This is a genomic window from Janthinobacterium psychrotolerans, from assembly GCF_001677885.1.
GTDB lineage: Bacteria > Pseudomonadota > Gammaproteobacteria > Burkholderiales > Burkholderiaceae_D > Janthinobacterium > Janthinobacterium psychrotolerans.
In genome coordinates this window covers 1-19,029 of sequence record NZ_LOCQ01000042.1, presented here as the reverse complement: position 1 = coordinate 19,029, position 19,029 = coordinate 1, and the positions used below count along the sequence as shown (strand labels likewise).

The 19,029-nt window shown below is 66.8% G+C and carries 11 protein-coding genes; 2 read left to right on the top strand and 9 right to left on the bottom strand.

The genetic code is table 11. The features are described from left to right. Positions 1-184: 184 nt before the first annotated feature. Positions 185-1,063 carry a serine hydrolase gene (locus ASR47_RS03950; protein WP_065306460.1) on the top strand — a complete coding sequence of 293 codons (879 nt, stop codon included), beginning with the start codon at positions 185-187 and terminating at the stop codon, positions 1,061-1,063. Here the strand turns inward: ASR47_RS03950 and ASR47_RS03945 are convergent, their stop codons facing one another. Further along, a complete protein-coding gene (locus tag ASR47_RS03945) occupies positions 1,064-1,987 on the bottom strand; it encodes a DMT family transporter (protein WP_065306459.1) in 924 nt (307 codons plus the stop codon). A gap of 109 nt (positions 1,988-2,096) precedes the next feature. On the opposite strand from ASR47_RS03945, the gene ASR47_RS03940 reads away from it, so the two are divergent. Next, positions 2,097-3,029, top strand: a complete 933-nt coding sequence (locus ASR47_RS03940; RefSeq protein ID WP_065306458.1) for a LysR family transcriptional regulator — start codon at positions 2,097-2,099, stop codon at positions 3,027-3,029. Here ASR47_RS03940 and recD read toward each other — a convergent pair. From recD to ASR47_RS03900, 8 genes are all read right to left on the bottom strand, one after another. Next, complete coding sequence (gene recD, locus ASR47_RS03935; RefSeq protein ID WP_150127685.1) at positions 3,026-5,002, bottom strand: exodeoxyribonuclease V subunit alpha; 1,977 nt, start codon at positions 5,000-5,002, stop codon at positions 3,026-3,028. The genes ASR47_RS03940 and recD overlap by 4 nt on opposite strands. Next, a complete protein-coding gene (gene recB, locus ASR47_RS03930) occupies positions 4,995-8,666 on the bottom strand; it encodes an exodeoxyribonuclease V subunit beta (protein ID WP_065306456.1) in 3,672 nt (1,223 codons plus the stop codon). Before recB ends, recD begins: the two co-directional genes overlap by 8 nt. Beyond that, the gene (gene recC, locus ASR47_RS03925) at positions 8,666-12,079 is read right to left on the bottom strand and encodes an exodeoxyribonuclease V subunit gamma (protein ID WP_065306455.1); all 3,414 of its coding nucleotides are present in this window, start codon (positions 12,077-12,079) and stop codon (positions 8,666-8,668) included. The genes recB and recC overlap by 1 nt, the downstream gene beginning before the upstream one ends. A 48-nt stretch (positions 12,080-12,127) precedes the next feature. After that, a complete protein-coding gene (locus ASR47_RS03920) occupies positions 12,128-15,133 on the bottom strand; it encodes a CHASE domain-containing protein (RefSeq protein ID WP_065306454.1) in 3,006 nt (1,001 codons plus the stop codon). A gap of 107 nt (positions 15,134-15,240) precedes the next feature. Continuing rightward, positions 15,241-16,020 (bottom strand): uroporphyrinogen-III C-methyltransferase, encoded by a 780-nt coding sequence (gene cobA, locus ASR47_RS03915; protein ID WP_065306453.1) that lies wholly within the window; start codon positions 16,018-16,020, stop codon positions 15,241-15,243. A gap of 29 nt (positions 16,021-16,049) precedes the next feature. Then, complete coding sequence (locus tag ASR47_RS03910) at positions 16,050-17,228, bottom strand: CmpA/NrtA family ABC transporter substrate-binding protein (protein WP_065306452.1); 1,179 nt, start codon at positions 17,226-17,228, stop codon at positions 16,050-16,052. A 142-nt stretch (positions 17,229-17,370) separates the two neighbouring features. Beyond that, entirely contained in the window at positions 17,371-18,024 is a 654-nt protein-coding gene (locus ASR47_RS03905) for an ANTAR domain-containing response regulator (protein ID WP_065306451.1), read from the bottom strand. A 58-nt stretch (positions 18,025-18,082) separates the two neighbouring features. Then, positions 18,083-19,029 (bottom strand): aldehyde dehydrogenase family protein (locus ASR47_RS03900; protein WP_150127684.1); only part of this gene is annotated, 947 nt, incomplete at its 5' end.

Here is a 19,029-nt window from a genome sequence, read left to right as displayed (position 1 = left end):
CTGATTGGTCCAAAATGGGCTTGACGAACCCGTCTGCCATAGACATCGCCAGCTCGTTGATGGTATCGTCTATGCTTGGCAAATATTGCTCCTGAGACATTGTCCCGCCCTGCGGATCATGTCGGCTTATTGCCCGCAGCGCCCGCCCGTGGCGCCCCGAAACTGCTTTCCCATACAAAGTCCCATGCTCAAAAAAATGTTTGCCGCCGTGCTGATGACGCTATCCACAGCGGCCATCGCCGTGCCCTTCGGTTCCCAGTCCATCCTGGTGGTCGAAGACGGCACGGGTAAAGTCTTGCTCGAAAAAAATGCCAACGTGGTCGTGCCCATCGCCTCGCTGACCAAGCTGATGACGGCCATGGTCGTGCTCGACTCCAAGGCCAATATGAAGGAGGAAATCCTGATCGACCAGGAAGACGTCGACACCTTGAAACACAGCACCTCGCGGGTGCCGGTCGGCGCCACCTTGAGCCGCCACGACGTGCTGCAACTGGCGCTGATGTCGTCGGACAACCGCGCCGCCGCCTCGCTGGCACGCACTTTTCCCGGTGGGCCGACCGCCTTTGCGGTGGCCGTCAACGCCAAGATCAAGGCGCTCGGCATGCGCCAGACCGTGATCGAAGAGCCGACCGGCCTGTCGCCGAACAACCAGTCGACCGCCGCCGACCTGGTCAAGATGGCCGTGGCCGCCTCGCGCTACCCGGAAATCAGCCGCATCACCACCGATTCGAAAGACGTGATCCAGATCAAGGGCCGCGATGTGGAGTACCACAACACCAACCGCCTGGTGGGCGCCAAGGGCTGGGAGATCGGCCTGTCGAAAACCGGCTTTACCAATGAAGCGGGGCGCTGCCTGATCATGCGCATCAAGTCGGCCGGCAAATTCGCCACCATGATCCTGCTCAACGCGCGCGCCAACTCCGTGCGCGCCATGGACGCCGTCAATATCCGCCGCATGCTGGCCGCCGAGAACGGCATCGCCGAACCGAAAGTGGTGCGCGCTTCGGCCAGCCGGCACAAGAAGGCGCCGGCCAAGCCATCGAAGCGCCGCCGCGCCAAGTAATTATCTGATTTGCCGGTTGGTCAGGATGACCCCGGCAATCGTCACTGCCCCGCCCAGCAGCATCGACACCAGCACCGGCTCGCCCAGCAAGCCAGCGGCCAGCACGATGCCGAACACCGGCACCAGATTGTTGAACACGGCCGTGCGCGACGGGCCGATCGCCTTCACGCCCTCGTAATACCAGACAAAACCGATCACGGTGCCGAACACGCCAAGATAGCCTATGGCGGCCCACACCTGCCAGCCGTAGCTGCGCCAGGGCACGCCGGGGAATTCAAATGCGGCGCCCACCAGCAAAAAGGCCAGGCCCCACATGGCGGCATAGGTGGTGGCCGCCACCGGACTGAGCCCCTTCAAGGCCACGCGGCCGATCAGGGTATACGCGGCCCAGCTGGAAATACCGCAGAACATGAAGATCTCGCCGGCGCCTATGCCGCCGCCGTTGCCGTGCAACAGGCCGGCCAGGTCGCCGCGCGTGATGACGATGGCCGTGCCGCAGAACGCCAGCATGATGCCCAGCCACTTGACGGCGCCGAGCCGTTCGCGGAACAGCAGGGCCGAGGCCAGCGCCGTGACGATGGGATTGAGCGCCACGAACAGCGCGGTGCGGCCGGCCGGCATGCGCGACAGGGCGGCCAGGAAGCACAGGTTGTACAAAAAAATGCCGGTCAGGCCGAGCGCGGCGGTGGTGGCCAATTGCTTGCGGTCCAGGCGCGGCAGGCCGCCTTCGAATTTCCAGGCCAGCAGCACCAGCAGCAGCACGGCCACGCCGAAGCGCCCGCTGGCGGCCGTCATCGGCGGCATCTGCTGGGCCAGCACGCGCCCCGCGATAAAAGTGCCGCCCCAGAACAGGGCAACGAAAATCAGTTTGATATAGACCAGCGGCGACTGGCTGGCGAGCGTGGGAATGGCAAGGGTGCGCATGGATCGTCCTGTGATGCCGCTGGTGCGGCGGGTGGTATACGTATATATTAATACTAATAGCGGCTCATGAAGTAATGAGCAATTACTCATACCACACCAAGATTTTCCGATGACCTTCACGCAACTGGAAATTTTCACCCTGGTGGCCGAGCTGCGCGGCTTTTCGGCCGCCGCCATGCAGCTGGGCATCAGCCAGTCGGCCGTCTCGCATGCCTTGAAAGCGCTGGAAAAGGAAATGGGGGTGGACCTGATCGTGCGCCATCAAGCGTCGGCCGAGCTGACCGAGGTCGGCCGCCAGCTGCTGCTGCGCGCGCGCGAAATCCTCGGCCTGTCCGAAGCCATGCGCCAGGAAGCGGCCGACGTGCTGGGCCAGCGCCAGGGCTCGCTGCGCATCGGTTCGTTCGGCGCCACGTCGTCCCTCAATTTGCTGCCGGCGATCACGGCGCAGTTCCGGCAGCGCTATCCCGGCATCGAGCTGCGCATCGACGAAGGCGCCGACCATGAAGTGCTGCAATGGCTGCGCGAACGCCGGGTCGACGTGGGTTTCCTGGTGCTGCCCGACGAGCGTTTCGACACCGTGCCGCTGCTCGAAGACCAGCTGATGGCGCTGCTGCCGCGCAGCCATGCACTGGCCGGCAATAGCAGCATCACCCTGGCACAGCTGTGCAGCGATCCTTTCATCATGTCCGAAGCGGGCTGCGCGGCGCTGATCGAACCGCTGTTCGCCAACGCCCGCCTGAAACCCGACGTGCCCTACCATATCAGCCAGATGATCACGATTTTCGATATGGTCAGCCGCGGCACCGGCGTGTCCATCGTCGCCGAAATGGCGCTGCCGCGGCGCCTGGCCAGCCAGTATCCGGATCTGGTCGCCCTGCCGCTGGAGCCGCCCGTACTGCGCAAGGTGGGGCTGGCCGTGCGCGACCAGCGGCAAAATACGCCGGCCACCAACGCCTTCCTGGCGCTGGCCAGGCAGATGGCGCCCGCCTTGGCTCCCGCCTTGGCGCCAACGCTGGCGCCCAAGCCGATGGCGCCGCGCTAGCCGACCAGGCCGCGCAGTCCGCTGGCGCGCTGCGTGCGGCGCAAAATCGCGTCGAACAGCACCGCCTGGGTCGGCGACACCAGGGTAAAAAAGTCGCGCGCGCGCGTGATGCCTGTGTAGACCAGCTCGCGCGCCAGCATGGCGCCGCCTTCCTGCGGCAGCACCAGCACCGTGTGCTTGAATTCCGAGCCCTGCGATTTGTGCACCGTCATGGCGAACGCCGTTTCCACCTGGCGCAGGCGGGTGGCCAGCACGCTGCGCACCTTGTCGCCTTCGAGGAAATACACGCGCAGCGAACCGGGGCGCGCCGGGTCGGGCAGGCTCAAGCCGATATCGCCGTTGAACACGCCGGTGCCATAGTCATTGCGGGTCACCATCACCGGCCGGCCCACATACCATTCGGCGCGGCGCAGCAGGCCCTCCCTTTCGAGGCGCAGTTCGATCGCCGTATTCAGGCCCGCCACGCCCCATTCGCCCTCGCGCACGGCGCACAGGATGCGGAACGCTTCAAAGCTGCGCAGCACGGCGCGCACCCAGTCGTCATGGCTGTCGTAAGCCGCGCTGCCCGCATTGACCAGCTCCAGGTATGGCCGGTAGCCGCCCGGCGCGCCGGTGCGGCCAGCCAGCGCCAGGCGCAGCACCTCGTCGGGCTGGGCGGCCACCTTCCACGCCACCTTGTGCCCGGCATCGCTGGCAAAACACGCTTTCGCGAGATCCGGCCGGCCCTCATTGACGGCCAGCGCCAACGCGCCGATCGGGCCGCCGAAGCGGTGGCTGTGGCGCAGCATCACCGTTTGCTGGGCCAGCGGGCCGGCGGTGCCGGCAAAGCTGGCGGGGATCGCCACGCCGCTGGCCGCCTGCGCATAGGCGATGGTGGCCGCGTCATAGCCGCCGGCCTGCGCATCGTGGCACAGGTCGCCCAGCACGGCGCCCGCCTCCACCGACGCCAGTTGATCCTTGTCGCCCAGCAAGATCAATATGGCGGTGGGCGGCAAGGCGTCGAGCACCGACGCCATCATCTCCAGGTGCACCATCGACGCTTCGTCGACGATCAGCACATCGACATCCAATGGCTTGCCCGCATGGTGGGCAAACGCGCGCGTGCCGGGCCGCGCACCGAGCAGGCTGTGCAGGGTACGCGCCGGCCCCATGCGCTGCGCCAGCGTCATCAAGTCCAGCGCATTGCCCACTGTGGCGCCGACCTTTTTCGCCAGCCCCGTCAACTCCTTGTCGATCGACTGCTTCAATCGCGCGGCCGCCTTGCCGGTCGGCGCGGCCAGCGCGATGCGCAATTGCTGCGGCTGCGGCGAGACGGCAAACAGCAAGGTCAGCAAACTGGCCACCGTATAGGTCTTGCCCGTGCCCGGGCCGCCCGTGATGATCGCCACCCTGGCGCGCAGCGCGATGGCGCAGGCGACCTTTTGCCAGTCCGGCCCATCGCCTTCGGGCGGCCGGTCGAACAGCACATCGAGCCACTGCCGCACCTGCGGCAGCGGTGGCGCCACCGTATCGGTGGCGCGCGTGGCGATCGCCATGCCGACGGCCGTTTCATCGCGCCAGTAGCGGCGCAGATACAGGCGCTCGCCATCGAGCACCAGCGGCTGGTTGGCATTGTCCACCCCGGCCGACCAGACCTGCGGCGCCCTGGCCAGCAGCGTGCACCAGTGTTCCAGGGTGGCCGGCAACGGGCCGGAAACGGCCAGCAGCGCCTGCCACTGCTCGTCGCTCCAGCCCATCAGCTGCGACGGCGCATGGGCCAGTTCGGCCAGCATCACGCAGCTGTGGCCGCGCCCTTCCAGTTCCGACAGCACCACGCAGGCCACCGCCAGCGCCGGGCCATCCGCAGCTTGCGCCCTATCGTGCGCCAGGGTGGCGACAAAGCGCGCAAACGCCGCGCCCAGGCGGCGTACCTGGCCGGCGTCGGCCACGCCATCGAAGTAAGCGAGCAGCGATACCATGGTGGTGCTATGCATGCGTGTGTTCCAGTAATTGATCGAGGCCATCGAGTAATTCGGCCTGCGGCGCCAGCCAGTAGCAGCCGTGCGTGTCCGGGTTGGCGATGCCGCGCAGGAACAGGAAAATCGCCCCGCCCAGCTGGCGCGCCGGATCATAGTGTTCACCCAGCCGGCTTTTCAGCAGCCGGTGCAGGGCCAGCATATAGATGGCGCCCTGGATATCGTAGCGGTGCTGGGCCATGCCGGCCGCCAGCGCCTCGCTGTGATAGGCCGTGTCGTGATTGCCCAGCGCGTTCGATTTGTAGTCGAGCACCCAGTAGCGCCCATCGCGTTCGATCACCAGGTCGGCAAAGCCCTTGAGCATGCCGTGCAGCTGGCGCCGTGGCAGCACCGGGCGCGGCGCGCCGTCCAGCAGCAGGCGCGTGCACAGCTCGTCGAGCTGCTCGGTGGCCAGGTGCTCGCTGGGGAACCAGAATTCCATCTCCGGCAAGGTGCTGTCGAGTTGCGCCAGCGACGCGTCCAGGTGCGGCAGCGGCGTGATGGCGACCTGGCGCAGCCAGGCAATCGCGTCGTCCTGGCGATTCGCCCAGCCGGCCCGCTCGCAGCGGGCGGCCAGGCGCGCATCGAAGGTGGCGTCATGGACGCAATCGAAGCCTTCGCCACCCATCCATTCGAGCTGCTCGTGCAGGAAGTTGCCGGGCATGGAGCCGCGCGGAAAACGGTGCCACGGTGCGTCGGCCGCCTGCTGCGCCGGCAGGCTGGCGGCAGGCGCCACGCTGGCGCCGTCTTCGAGCAGAGTTTCTTCCAGCGCCCGCTGCGGCACGTGCGTATTGGCGACGGCGCCGAGCTGGCGCGTGAGCGACGTAAAACTGCCCACCGACCAGTCGCGCTCGAAGCGGCCCGTAAATTGCGGCGCCTCGCGCAGCTCGGGACGGTGCTCGATGCGGTTCAACACGGTGGCCGGCCCCGGCTGCGCCAGGCTGGCGATCGCAATCGCCGCGCAGCCGCCGCACACCGCGTGCCAGCGCTGCTGCAATTGCCCGGCCGGCAGTTTGTCGCCGCCCGTCAGCAAGTAGCCCAGCGCCGATTCATGCAGGGTATTTTCGCCCGCCTTGCGCGCCGCCAGCGCGGCCACGCCCAGCCACAAAAAGTGGCGCGCGCGCGTCAGCGCCACGTACAGCAGGCGCAGGTCTTCCTCGATGCGCGCTTCCTCGACAAAGGCCATCGCCTCGTCCGACAGCGACAGGTCGAGGTGGCGTTCGCCCTGCTCGTCCGCATAGTCGACAAAGCTGCGGTTGCGCTTTTCGGCCTTGCGCGCCGTGACGGCGAACGGCAGGTAGACCAGTGGATATTCCAGTCCTTTCGATTTGTGCACGGTGATCACCTTGACCAGCTCGGCGTCGCTTTCCAGGCGCAGCACGCGCTCGTCGCCGCTCTCGCCGCCGCCTTCGATCTGCTCGGCCAGCCAGCGTATCAGCGCCTGTTCGCCATCGAGCTGGCGGCTGGCCGACTGCAGCAGTTCGGCCAGGTGCAGCAGATTGGTCAGGCGCCGTTCGCCACCGGTCTGCTGCAGCAGCATGGCCGGCAGCTGCAGCTCGTGGATAAAGCGGCGCAGCATGGCCAGCACGCCCTGGCGCTGCCAGATCAGGTGCAGGGCCTTTAACTGCTCGATGCGCCGCTCCCATTCCAGCTCGTCGCTGGACAAACGCGCCAGCTCGCCCAGCGGCAGGGCGATGGTGCGGGTGGCGAATGCTGCGCGCGCCAGGGCGCCATCGAGCGGATTGGCCAACGCCGCCAGCCAGCGCAAGACATCCTGCGCCTCCTCGCTGTCGATGACGGAATCCTTGTCGGACAAATACACGCTGGCCACGCGCCGGCGCGCCAGCGCGCGCCGCACCGCGCCCGCCTCCTTGCGGTCGCGCACCAGCACGGCGATATCGGCCGGCTGCAGCCGCGCAAAGCCGTCCGGGCCGTCGAAACCTGCTTGCGGGTCGTTCAGCATGGCGACGATATGCTCGGCGCAATGGTCGGCAAAATACGCGCGGTAGGACTCGCCGCGCAAGGACTCGTCGCTGGCGCAGGCGGCCAGCAGCGCCGGCAGCGCGCCGTCGCTGCTGACCAGCTGTTCACTTCTGCCCTTGGCGTCGACCGCTTCGAACGGCAGCGGATTGGCGTCGCTTGTGCGGTAGCGGAAGGCGCCCTTCGGTACTTCGGGGCGCTCGGCGTGCAGGAACAATTGATTGACGGCCGCCACCAGCGGCGCCGTCGAACGGTAGTTGGTGCCCAGCTGGTAATGGCGTCCTTCGGTGGCGCGCCGCGCCGCCAGGTAGCTTTGAATGTCGGCGCCGCGAAAGCCGTAGATCGACTGCTTCGGGTCGCCGATCAGGAACAGGCCCTGGGCCGGGTCGTTGTCGGCGATCCGGTACAGCAGGTTGAAGATCTGGTACTGGCCTGGGGCCGTATCCTGGAATTCGTCGACCATCGCCAGCGGGTATTGCTCCACGATGCGCTGGCGCAGCGCCGCGCCGTTTTCGCCGGCCAGCGCGTCATGCAGCCGCTGCAGCATGTCGGCAAAGCCGAACTGGCGCGACTGGCGCTTGAGCTGGTCCATGCGCCGCGCGATCTTTGCCGCCGCATGCAGGTGCAGGGTATGGGCCAGCGGCGTGATGGCCGCCAGTTCCTGCGCCAGCTGCTGCGTGTGTTCAAAACATGCGGGCACGCTGGCCATGAAATTCTTGGCAAACGCATCCTCGATGCCGGACGGCGTCAGGCGCTCCCATGCCTTGTCGGTGACCGCCGGCATCAACAGCAAGGGGTCCTGCGCCCAGCGCCTGAAACCGTCGAACCATTTGGCCAGGTTCTCGGGCTTCATCTTGACGCCGTTGAAGCACTTGGCATTGTCGGCGCGATGCCCGGCAATCCATGCTTCCATGGCGTCGGCGCGCGCGGCCCAGCCCTGCTTCAGGCCCGCCAGTTGCGCCGCCAGCGCCTGCTGTTCGCGCTGGACCAGCGACGACAGCGATTCGTCGCTGCCCAGGCCCATCATGCCGGGCCGGCGCGCCAGCTCGCGCACGGCTTTTTTGAGCGCTGCCACATCGGGCCAGCAATCGAGCAGCACGGCCAGCGCCTGCTCGCGCAGCGGGTAGACCTGCTGGCGCCAGTAGTCGTGGGCCGCATCCTCGAACAGGGCCTGCTCGTCGCTGACCAGCTCTTCGTCGAACAGGCTGCCGCTGTCGAAGGCATGTTCGCGCAGCATGCGCTGGCACCAGGCATCGATGGTAAAGATCGCCGCCTCGTCCATCGTTTCGGCGGCCAGCATCAGCCGGTGCGCCGCCTTTTGCCGCGCACTGTCGTCCGGATACGAGTCGAGCAGCGCATCGAGAAACGGATCGCCGCCATTGGCTTCATTGCGGAAGTACGCGGCGGCCTCGATCAGCCGCTCGCGCACCCGGTTCGACAGTTCGCGCGTGGCGGCGCGGGTAAACGTCATCACCAGGATATCGGCCGGCAGCAGCGGGCGCACGAAAGCCGTGCCGTCGCCGCCATGGCCCGCGCCGTGGCCCAGTACCAGCCGCACATACAGCGCGGCGATGGTCCAGGTCTTGCCGGTGCCGGCCGACGCTTCGATCAGGCGCGAGCCGTGCAGCGGAAACGCCAGGGGATTGAGCAGATGACTGGCCATTATTCTTCTCCGTCGGCGTTGATGCCCGTAATCGGGTCCAGGGTCACGTGCTCGCGCAGCCAGTCGGCCAGCGGGCCATACAGCTCGCGCGTGCAGTCTTCCCAGGCTTCCTCTTGCGCCAGGGCCGAGAACTCGGGCCACAAGCGGGCCAGGCACAGCTCCTCGCGCTCGCCGCCGATCTCGAAGCCGCCGTCATACACGGCGCGCGGATCGCCGTCCTGCACCAGCGCCAGGCCGGTCTTGCAGGCCGTCGGCAGCGGGTGGTTCATGCCTTCGCGCCATAGCGCCAGCAAGCTGGCCAGCGCCTCGCGCGAGGCGGCCGGGTCGAGCGGCGCCATGCTGACGATGGCGTCGCGCGCCACCAGGTAGCCGGTGACGGGAAAGCCGATGGCGGCGGCGGCCAGCTGGCGCAGCCACATCAGCATCAGCTTGTCGCCACGCGCCAGCCCCGACTTGTCGAGCACCTTCGATGAAATCTGTTCCAGCCAGGCCGTCCCGGTCCCGTTGCTGCGCAGCTTGTCGAGCCAGTCTTCGACCAGCAGTTCGCCAAACGGCAGCGTAATGGCGCGCTTGTCGGCCGCCACCGGAAACGAGGCGCGCAACGACAGCCACGCGCTGCGCACCGGCACCAGCGCGTCGACCAGCTGCTCCTGCACCTGCCGGCCGATCAGGCCGATCGGCAGCACGCCTTCGCGCGCCAGCTTGTCTGCGCGCGCCTGCAAGCTGGCGCGCACATCGTCCAATTCTTCCACGGCGCCGCCATCGTCCAGCATGGTGTCTTCCAGCAGATAGCGCTCGAGCGCATTCAGGCCGAACGGCTCTTCATCCTCGCCCAGCATGGCGGCATCGGCAAAGTGCACGGAGAGGCGGCGGCGGAAGAAATACCTGACGGGCTGGCGCACAAAGCTGGCCAGCTCGCCCAGGCTCAGGCGCGTATCGGAATTGAGCTCATACGGCCCCAGCGCCAGCAAATCGGGCGCCTGGTCCGCATCGGCATGGGCGACTCTCCATTCACCGGCATAGGTCAACAGGCCGCCAGCTTCGAAATAGCGGCGGCTGAACGGCTGTAGCGCGTGTTCGGTGGTCAGCGTCGTCAAACCCCGGTCCAGCGACCAGCCGGCGGCCAGGTAGTCGCGCAGCTGCGACACCAGCACCGACGGCGGCTGCTCGGAGTTGTCGCGCACATTGCGCCCGACCCAGCTCACGTACAGCTTGTCGCGCGCGGCCAGCAGGGCTTCGAGCATCAGGTAGCGGTCGTCGTCACGGCGCGAACGGTCGCCGGGGCGCGCCATGCCGGGCAGCGCCAGCAGGTCGAAATCGGCCTTGGGCGCGCGGCGCGGGAAGTCGCCATCGTTCATGCCCAGCAGGCACACCACGCGAAACGGCACGGCGCGCATCGGCATCAGGGTGCAGAAGGTCACGCCGCCGGAGACGAACTGGTGGTTCAGGGTCGGTTCGTCGAGCGCGCCGAGCCAGGCCACGCGCAAGACGTCCAGCGGTACGGTCTCGACAAAACCGGCATGCTCGCAGGTTTCCAGCCAGCCCTGCAGCGCGCCTTCGAGCTGCGCCAGGGTCAGGCGGTCGCCCTCGTCGCCGGCTTCAAAAAAAGCCGCCAGCAGCGCCCTTGCCTGCACGCCCCAGTCAGCCGGGGTGCGCCATTGCGCCAGCACGGCGCGCCAGTGCAGCAGCGCTTCGACCAGTTGCGCCAGCGAGCCCGCCAGCGCGGCGTCGAGGCCGCCCACTTCCGCATACGGTTCGATGCCGTCGAAGCTGGCGCCGCCACCGCTGGCGTAGCCGAGCAGCATGCGCCGCACGCCGAACAGCCACGCGTTCTGCTCGCCGGCCGCGCCCAGGCCCAGGCCGGCGCGATGTTCGCGGTCCAGGCCCCAGCGCACGCCGGCGCCTTCGATCCAGGCGCCGAGCGTATCGAGATCATCACCCTGCAGGCCGAAGCGCGCGGCCAGCGCCGGCACGTCGAGCAGGTCGCGCACCTCGCTCTGGCGGCAGCGCTGCAGCGGCAGCTGCAGCAGCCATTCGAGCGCGACCAGCAAGGGATTGACGCTGCGGTCCTTGACGTCGCCGATCTCGAACGGGATAAAGCGCGGATCAAGCCGGCGGTGCTGGCCGAAGACGGCGTGGATCGCCGCCGTAAATACATCGATATCGGGCACCATCACCACCACGTCGCGCGGGCGCAGGCCGGTCTGGCTGCTCTGCGCAAACATGGCCAGCAGCTGGTCGTGCAGCACTTCGACCTCGCGCTGCACGCTGTGCGCGACATGGAATTCGATCGAGCGGTCGCCGTCTTCTGGCGGCGCCTGCTCGTGTTCGCCGAGCGGGCGCAGTTCGCGGATGGCGACTTGCACCTGCTGCAATAACGTGACGCCCTGCTCTGCGCCGAACAGGTCGATGCGCAGGCTGTCGTCGCGCCCCTCGGCGTGCGCCTGTTCGTCGAACTCGTCGAGCATGCGGATAAAGTCGCGCCCTTGCCGGCCCCAGCTGGCCAGCAGCGGATGGCTGTGCGCATGCAGTTGTTCCAGCGGCAGCTCGGCCAGGTCGTGGCCGTTGCGCTGCCGCTGGCGCTTGTAGCTGGCGCGCAGCAGGTCGCGCCCTTCGATGATGTCGCCCCAGTAGTACTGGCAGGGGTTCGGCACGGCCAGCACCACCTGCGTGTGGCGCGCCAGCGCCGCCAGCGCCTGCAGGGTTTGATACGGCAGGGCCGACACGCCGAACAGCACCACCCGGCGCGGCAGCTTGCCGGCGGGAAGCTCACCGGCGGCGATCGTCGCCAGGAAGGCGTCGTGGATATCGGCGCGGCCCGTGTCGCGCAGGGAGGCCTCGACGTCGGCGTTGACGGCGCGCCACAGCTGCGGCTGCCACAACTGTTCTTCCTTGAGTTCGACAGCCTCGCCGCGCGCCGTTTTCAGCACATTGAGCCCGGCCGCCCAGTCGGCCAGCCAGTCTGCGCGGTACACCTGGTACTGGTCGAACAGGTCGGCCAGGCGCTCGGCCAGCTGCAGCCGCCGTTCGCAGTCGCCATCGGCCAGGAAGTAGCGCAGCGGCGCGAACACGGGCTCGGCCAGCAGGGACGGCAGCAGCCGCATCAAACGCCAGGTGAGCGGCGACTTGTCGAACGGCGACACGCGCGGCACTCTTTCGCGGCCCAGCATGCCCCGGTAGCTTTCCCACAGCAGCCGCGCCGGCAAGGCGATGCGGGTGGCCGCGCACACCCCCATTTCCTCGGCCAGCGCGATTTTCAGCCACTCGGCCACGCCATTCGACTGCACCAGGAAGATATCGGTTTCCAGCGGCGCCAGCGGATGGTTGCGCAGCCACTGGAAGACGGCGGCGCGCAGGTGTTCGAGCTGGTTACCGTGCAAAATCAACAGACCGGGCGTGATGGGAGTAGGCATGCGGTGAGGTTCAGGTTGGGTAGACGCCTATTATCACCGCTGCCTGCGTCAAGTGGTGTCGCTGTTGGCAAAACCGAGGGAAATTTGTTCGGCCACCCGCGCCAGCGCCGGCCCCGTTTGCGCCATCAGTGCGCGCGCCTGCGCCAGGTCGCCGCCGCGGCGCAGGTTTTCCAGCGCCAGGCACAGCGCCGCAAACGCATTGGCGCCGACCGCCAGCGCCGACGACTTGGTGCGGTGGCCCAGGTCGGCCAGGCGGTTCAGGTCTTCCAGCGCCAGCGCCTGCTCCATTTCGGCCAGGCCGTCGCGCGCCGTGTCGAGGAACAGCTGGGCGTACTTGCGCATCTTGACGGGATCGTTGCTGAAGGTCAGCGACAAGGCCGCCACCTCGAGCACGGCCGTATCGCGCACGCCGGCCGCCGTCAGCACGGACGCGGGCGCCGGCGCCACGTTGCCGATGCCGCCACGCCGGCGCAGCCATTTGGCCAGCAACTGGAACAGCAGCATGGGCGCGATTGGCTTGGTGAGGAATTCATCCATGCCCGCCTCCAGGCAACGCACCCTGTCTTCGCTGCCCGCATTGGCCGTCATGGCGATCACCAGCAGGCCCGCCAGCAACGGATCGGCGCGGATGCGTCGGGTGGCCTCGAAGCCATCCATCTCTGGCATCTGCACGTCCATCAGCACGCAGTCATAGCTTTGCTGGGCCAGCAGTTCCAGCGCTTCGCGGCCGTTGTTGGCCACCCGCACGATGGCGCCGGCGTCTTCCAGCAGTTCGCAGCCGACCTGCTGGCTGAAGACATTGTCTTCCACCAGCAGGATGGAGGCGCCGCGTATCACGTCCAGCAGGGGCGGCTCCCCATCGGCGGCGCTGTCTTCCGGCACGCCCGCGTATTTGTCCAGGCGTGCCGTAAACCAGAAGGTGCTGCCCAGATCCGGCTGGCTGTGCACGCCCACCTTGCCCCCCATCAGTTCGGCCAGCTGTTTGCTGATCACCAGTCCCAGCCCGCTGCCGCCGTACTTGCGCGTGGTCGACGTGTCGGCCTGGTGGAAGGAGCGGAACAGCTGCGACACTTCTTCCTGGCTCATGCCGATGCCGCTGTCCTGCACCTCGAAACGCAGCATGGCGTGGCGCGCGCCCTCTTCGGCCTGGCGCACGCGCACGAACACCTCGCCGTGGTCGGAAAACTTGATGGCGTTGCTGGTCAGGTTCAGCAATACCTGTTCCAGCCGCAGGGCGTCGCCGCACCAGCGCTGCGGCAGGTCGCGCGCGATGTCGAAATGCAGTTGCAAACGCTTGGCGGCGGCCGCCTCGCCGAGCTGGCTGGAAATATTCGCCAGCAGGGTATCGAGCCGGAACTGCCTCACTTCCAGTTCCAGCTTGCCCGCCTCGATCTTGGAAAAATCGAGGATATCGTTGATCAGGCCCAGCAGGTGCTGGCCCGAATGGAAGATTTTTTGCAGGTAGTCGCGCTGGCGCGCGTCGGCCACCGATTTCAGCGCCAGGTGGGCCATGCCGATAATGCTGTTCATCGGCGTGCGGATTTCATGGCTCATGTTCGACAGGAAGTCGCTCTTGGCCTGGCTGGCCGCGTCGGCCTGCTCTTTCAGACGGTGCAGTTCGGTCACGTCCGTCGACAGGCCGATCAGGCCGGTGATGGCACCAGGCGGGCCCATCGGCACTTTCACGCTCCACAAATGATGGACCCGGCCATCCATGTCGACGAAGCGCTCTTCGCCGATGAACTTGACGCCGGTGGCGCAGATCTGCTGTTCGCGGCCATGAAAACTCGCCGCCAGCTCCTCGCCGATCAGTTCACCGGCCTGGCGACCCAGGATCTGCTCCACGGGCCGCCCGAGTATCTCCAGCATGCGCGCGTTTACGTAGCGAAAGCGCAGGTGTTCATCCTTCATGTAGACATAGGCGTCGACGCTGTCGAGCACCGTGTCGAGCAGCATGCGCTGGCCGATGGCGCTGCGGCGCGAGCGGTACAGCATCAGCATATAGCCGTACGCCAGCAAGGTGCCGGCCACGCCCACGACCAGCGCCAGGGCCGGCAGGTAACGGTCGAAATTGCTGTAAAGCTCACTTTTGCGCACGCGGAAATGCGCCTTCCAGGCCCCGCCGTGGTATTCGATCGGCAGCAGGCCGTCGAAATAGGCGCTGTCCTGGCCCGGTGTGGCGGTCGGCGCCGCCAGGTCGGCGTTATCGTTGAACAGCAGCCGGTCGTCAGGCGCCAGTTGCAGCGCAGTGCCGGGCACGGCAGGCCTGGTGGTGCTGTACAAGGTCAGGTGCAGCGGCTGCAAGGTGCTGCCTTCAAGGGCGCTATGCACCAGTTGCGCCACGCCAAAGCCGATGCCGACCGAGCCCTTGTAGGCGGCGCGGCGCTCGGCAACGGTGCTGCGCGGCATGCCGTTATGGTAGACCGGCAAACGCATGCCCAGGCCGACGCGCGCCGGCGGCCCCTTGATCATGATCACCTGGCCCGACGCGCTGATCTCGCCACTGTCGCGCGCCTGCGCCAGCGCCTGCGCGATGGCCGGATTGGCGCCGATATCGACCCCCTGGCGCTCGGCCACCAGTGCATCGGGCTCAAGGAAAGTGAGCACGGTGTAGCCGTCGCGCCGGCCCGGCGGACGGATCTCGAAGGCGGGATAGCCGCCCGTCACCAGGCTGTCGTCGGCGCGCACGGCGTCGACAAAGGCGTCGCGCCGGCCCGCTGGCACGTAGACCGCGTAGTTCAGTGATTCGATGGCCGGGAACTGGCGCGCGATATCGAGCCCGGACACATAGTCGTGGAACTGCTTGCGCGACAGGTGTTCATCGGTGCGCAGCAGCGCTTCGAGGCCGCGCAGCAGGTCGGAATAACTTTTCACGCGCGCCGTCAGGCTCTGCTGAGCGCCGTAGGCGAGATTGTCAAAGCGCTGGCGCGCATCGTCGTTGATGGTGCGCAATGCTCCCGCATACAGCGCGCCGCCGATTGCCAGCGCCAGCAGTGCGCCACCCAGCCAGATCCTCGCTTGTGATACTGTCCAGCTCGTGCTCAGATTATGCATTGTCGATCGCTTATTCCGGTTCCTCAGCCTGCGGGCGCCATGCCCCGCTTGTCATGAGGATACTATCAAAGCTTGCAAGCAATGCACATCCGGCAAAAAATTTCCCTTCAGCCTGCCTCGGCCAGCGTCTTTGCGCCACCCGCCATGCTGCCATGCGCGTCCCAGGCGTCGGCACAGCGCACCACATCGCCGACCACGATAATGCTGGGACTGCCCAGGCCGCTGGCCTGCAGGTCCCGTGGCAAGTCCTGCAAGGTACTGAGCAACTGGCGCTGCGCGTCGCAGCTGGCCGACTGCACCACGGCCACCGGCGTGCCGGCCGCCATGCCGCCGGCCAGCAGGCCCGCCTGGATCGCCGCCACGCGCGCCACGCCCATGTAGATCACCAGGGTCAGCCCGCTTTGCGCCAGCGCCGCCCAGTTCGGCTCGGACGCCGCATCCTTGCCGTGGCCGGTGACGAAAATCGCCCCCTGGCTCCAGCTGCGGTGGGTCAGCGGCACGCCGATGGCCGACGGCGCGGCCAGGCCGCTGCTGATGCCGGGCACCACCTCGACCCGTACGCCGTGGCTGCGCAAATAGGCGCGCTCTTCGCCGCCGCGTCCGAACAGATAGGGGTCGCCCCCTTTCAGGCGCACCACATGCAGGCCGGCGCGCGCCTCGGCCAGCATCAGCCGTTCGATGAAAGCCTGCGGCGTCGAGGCGCAACCGCCGCGCTTGCCCACCTCCACCACCCGCACGCCGGGCGGCGCATGGGCCAGCATGGCCGGATTGACCAGGTCGTCGATCAGCACCACGTCGGCGGCGGCGATCGCCTTGGCCGCCTTCAAGGTGAGCAGGTCCGGGTCGCCGGGACCGGCGCCCACCAGTGTAACGTAGCCTTGTGCCATGATAGCCTCTCGTATTGTCAGCAAAAACGTCAAAAAAAGTGGCGGATCGCGAACGCGGCCGCATACTGCTCGGGATTGCTGCCATCCCACAGCACGCCATCGCACAGGGTCGAGGCGCGCATGGGGCTGGCGGGAACCGGCGTGCCCGTGATATCGGCCGCCTGGCGGTACAGGTCGAGGCGGCTGACCTGCCGGGCCACGGCCAGGTAGTCGGGTTCGTCGCGCAGCAGGCCCCAGCGCCGGTGCTGGGTCATGAACCACATGCCGTCGGACAGATACGGAAAATTGACCGCGCCGTCACGATGGAAACGCAAGCCATGGTCTTCATTCCAGGTCTTGCCGACGCCGTCCTGGTAGTGGCCGAGAATGCGCGGCGCCAGCAATTGCTGTGGCGTATTCAGATACGCGGGCGCGGCCAGCGCGGCCGCCATCTGCAGGCGGTTGGTATCGCTGGCGTCGATCCAGCGGCCCGCTTCGAGCACGGCAGCGATCAGGGCGCGGCAGGTATTCGGATGCGCCTGCGCAAAAGCGGAGCTGGTGCCCAGCACCTTGCCCGGATGATCGGGCCAGATGGCGCCGCTGCTGGTGGCCGTCACGCCCACGCCGTCGACCACGGCCTTGTAGCCCCACGGCTCGCCGGCGCAAAAGCCATCCATCTGGCCGGCGCGCAAGGCCGCCACCATCTGCGACGGCGGCACCGTCATCAGGCGCGCATCGCGCACCGGATCGATGCCGTGCGCGGCCAGCCAGTAGTGCAGCAGCATCGCGTGGTTGCCGGTCGGGAAGGTATGCGCAAACACGGGCGGCCGCGCGCTGCCGCGTACCTGCCGCGCCAGCGATGGGCCGTCGATGGCGCCGGCGCGTGCCAGGTCACCCGACACGGCAACCGACTGGCCGTTATGGTTCAAATTCATCAGCACGGCCATGTCGTGCTGCTGGCCGCCGATGCCCATCTGCACGCCGAATACCAGCCCGTACAGCACATGGGCCACGTCGAGTTCGCCATTGCCCAGCTTGTCGCGCACGCCGGCCCAGGAACTCTCGCGGCTCAGTTCGATCTTGATGCCGTGCTTCTCATCGAAACCCAGTGTTGATGCCATCAACAGCGAGGCGCAATCGGTCAGCGGCAGATAGCCGATCCTGACCACTTGTTTTTCCGGCCTGGCCGCACGGCTCAGCTGGGCGCTGCCACTTGTTTCCTGCATCATGCGATTCCTTGAAAAACATCTTTGATGATCAGAGCAGCAAAGAGCATGCCAGCGCCATGCCGTGATTTGGCGCTCAATCCCGGCAAGAATGCACCGCGATGGTGCATCGCACCACGATGGGCCAGCCGGTGGTAATGCGAGCTCAGCCCAGCAAGTCCTCGACATCGATAATGCGCTGGGCGATCTCCGCCAGTTTCAGCTTCTTGTTCATGGCCATGCTGCGCAATCGCTGGTAGGCCTGCTCTTCGGTCAGGCCATGATGTGTCATCAACAGGCCCTTGGCGCGCTCGACCACCTTGCGATCGGCCAGCTTGTGGCGCGTGTCATCAAGTTCGGCGCGCAGCTTTTCCTCCTGGCGAAAGCGCGACAGCGCCACGTTCAGCACCGGCGCGATGCGTTCGGACTGCAGGCCGGCCACGATATAGGCCGACACGCCGGCCGCCATGGCCGCGTCGATGCTGGCGGTGGCGCCGTCTTCGGTGAACAGGACGATGGGGCGGCGCTCATCGCGCGTGGCGATCACGATATGCTCGAGCACGTCGCGTGCATCGGATTCGGCGTCGATAATGATCAGGTCGGGCTGCAGCTGGGCGATGCGCTCGGGCAGATAGAGGTCGGCAGGCAGCGAGGCGATAATGTCATAGCCTGCTTCAAGCAGGCCGATGCGCAAGGCATTGCCGCGCTGCACCTGGGCAGCCAGCGCCAGGTCCGTGTGCACAGCGTGGTCGACAATGGTATTGACGACCACGATGCGCAAGGGACGCTCGGCATGCGGCGGATTACGGCTGGACGTCATGGGCTCTCTACAATGGCTACAGTTACCATTGCATCAAGCAAGAATCAAACCACCTTTTTTATTTCATGGTCGGCATGGCAAATTCCGCCCCCGCCGCCGTCGAGGCCGGCCAGCGCTGGGTGACCGCTTTCTGTTTGGTATAGAAACGCACCGCTTCCGGGCCGTGCGCGTGGTGGTCGCCGAACAGGCTGCGTTTCCAGCCTCCGAAACTGTGGAAGGCCATCGGCACGGGAATCGGCACATTGACCCCCACCATCCCCACCTGCACCCGGTGCGTGTATTCGCGCGCCGTATTGCCGTCGCGCGTGTAGATCGCCGTGCCGTTGCCGTATTCATGGGCGTTGACCAGGTCCAGCGCAGTAGCAAAGTCCGGCACGCGCACGATGCACAGCACCGGCCCGAAGATCTCTTCCTGGTAGATGGTCATTTCCGGCGTCACATGGTCGAACAGGCTGCCACCGAGGAAAAAGCCGTTTTCATGGCCGGGCAGCACCAAGCCGCGCCCGTCGGCCAGCAGTGTTGCGCCCTCTTTCACGCCGGTGGCGATATAGCCGGCAATTTTATCCTTGTGCACTTGCGTGACCACCGGGCCCATTTCGGCTTTCAGATCCATGCCTTGCGTGATTTTCAGTTCGGCGATGCGCGGCAGCAAGGCTTCGACCAGCTGGTCGGCCACATTGCCGACCGCCACCACCACCGAAATGGCCATGCAGCGCTCGCCGGCCGAACCGAAGGCGGCGCCCATCAGCGCGTCGACGGTTTGTGCAATATCGGCGTCGGGCATCACCACCATATGGTTTTTCGCGCCACCCAGGGCCTGCACGCGTTTACCCTGCGCGCAGCCGGTGGCGTAGATATATTCGGCGATCGGCGTGGAACCGACAAAGCTGACGGCGCGCACATCGGGGTGGTGCAGCAAGCCATCGACGGCTTCCTTGTCGCCCTGCACCACATTGAACACGCCGTCCGGCAGGCCCGCTTCGGTGAGCAATTTCGCCAGCAGCA

Excerpts from the sequence above, each read along its gene's own strand:
- ASR47_RS03950 (WP_065306460.1), top strand. The coding sequence starts at position 185 with ATGCTCAAAAAAATGTTTGCCGCCGTGCTGATGACGCTATCCACAGCG.
- ASR47_RS03945 (WP_065306459.1), bottom strand. The coding sequence starts at position 1,987 with ATGCGCACCCTTGCCATTCCCACGCTCGCCAGCCAGTCGCCGCTGGTC.
- ASR47_RS03940 (WP_065306458.1), top strand. The coding sequence starts at position 2,097 with ATGACCTTCACGCAACTGGAAATTTTCACCCTGGTGGCCGAGCTGCGC.
- recD (WP_150127685.1), bottom strand. The coding sequence starts at position 5,002 with ATGCATAGCACCACCATGGTATCGCTGCTCGCTTACTTCGATGGCGTG.
- recB (WP_065306456.1), bottom strand. The coding sequence starts at position 8,666 with ATGGCCAGTCATCTGCTCAATCCCCTGGCGTTTCCGCTGCACGGCTCG.
- recC (WP_065306455.1), bottom strand. The coding sequence starts at position 12,079 with ATGCCTACTCCCATCACGCCCGGTCTGTTGATTTTGCACGGTAACCAG.
- ASR47_RS03920 (WP_065306454.1), bottom strand. The coding sequence starts at position 15,133 with ATGCATAATCTGAGCACGAGCTGGACAGTATCACAAGCGAGGATCTGG.
- cobA (WP_065306453.1), bottom strand. The coding sequence starts at position 16,020 with ATGGCACAAGGCTACGTTACACTGGTGGGCGCCGGTCCCGGCGACCCG.
- ASR47_RS03910 (WP_065306452.1), bottom strand. The coding sequence starts at position 17,228 with ATGATGCAGGAAACAAGTGGCAGCGCCCAGCTGAGCCGTGCGGCCAGG.
- ASR47_RS03905 (WP_065306451.1), bottom strand. The coding sequence starts at position 18,024 with ATGACGTCCAGCCGTAATCCGCCGCATGCCGAGCGTCCCTTGCGCATC.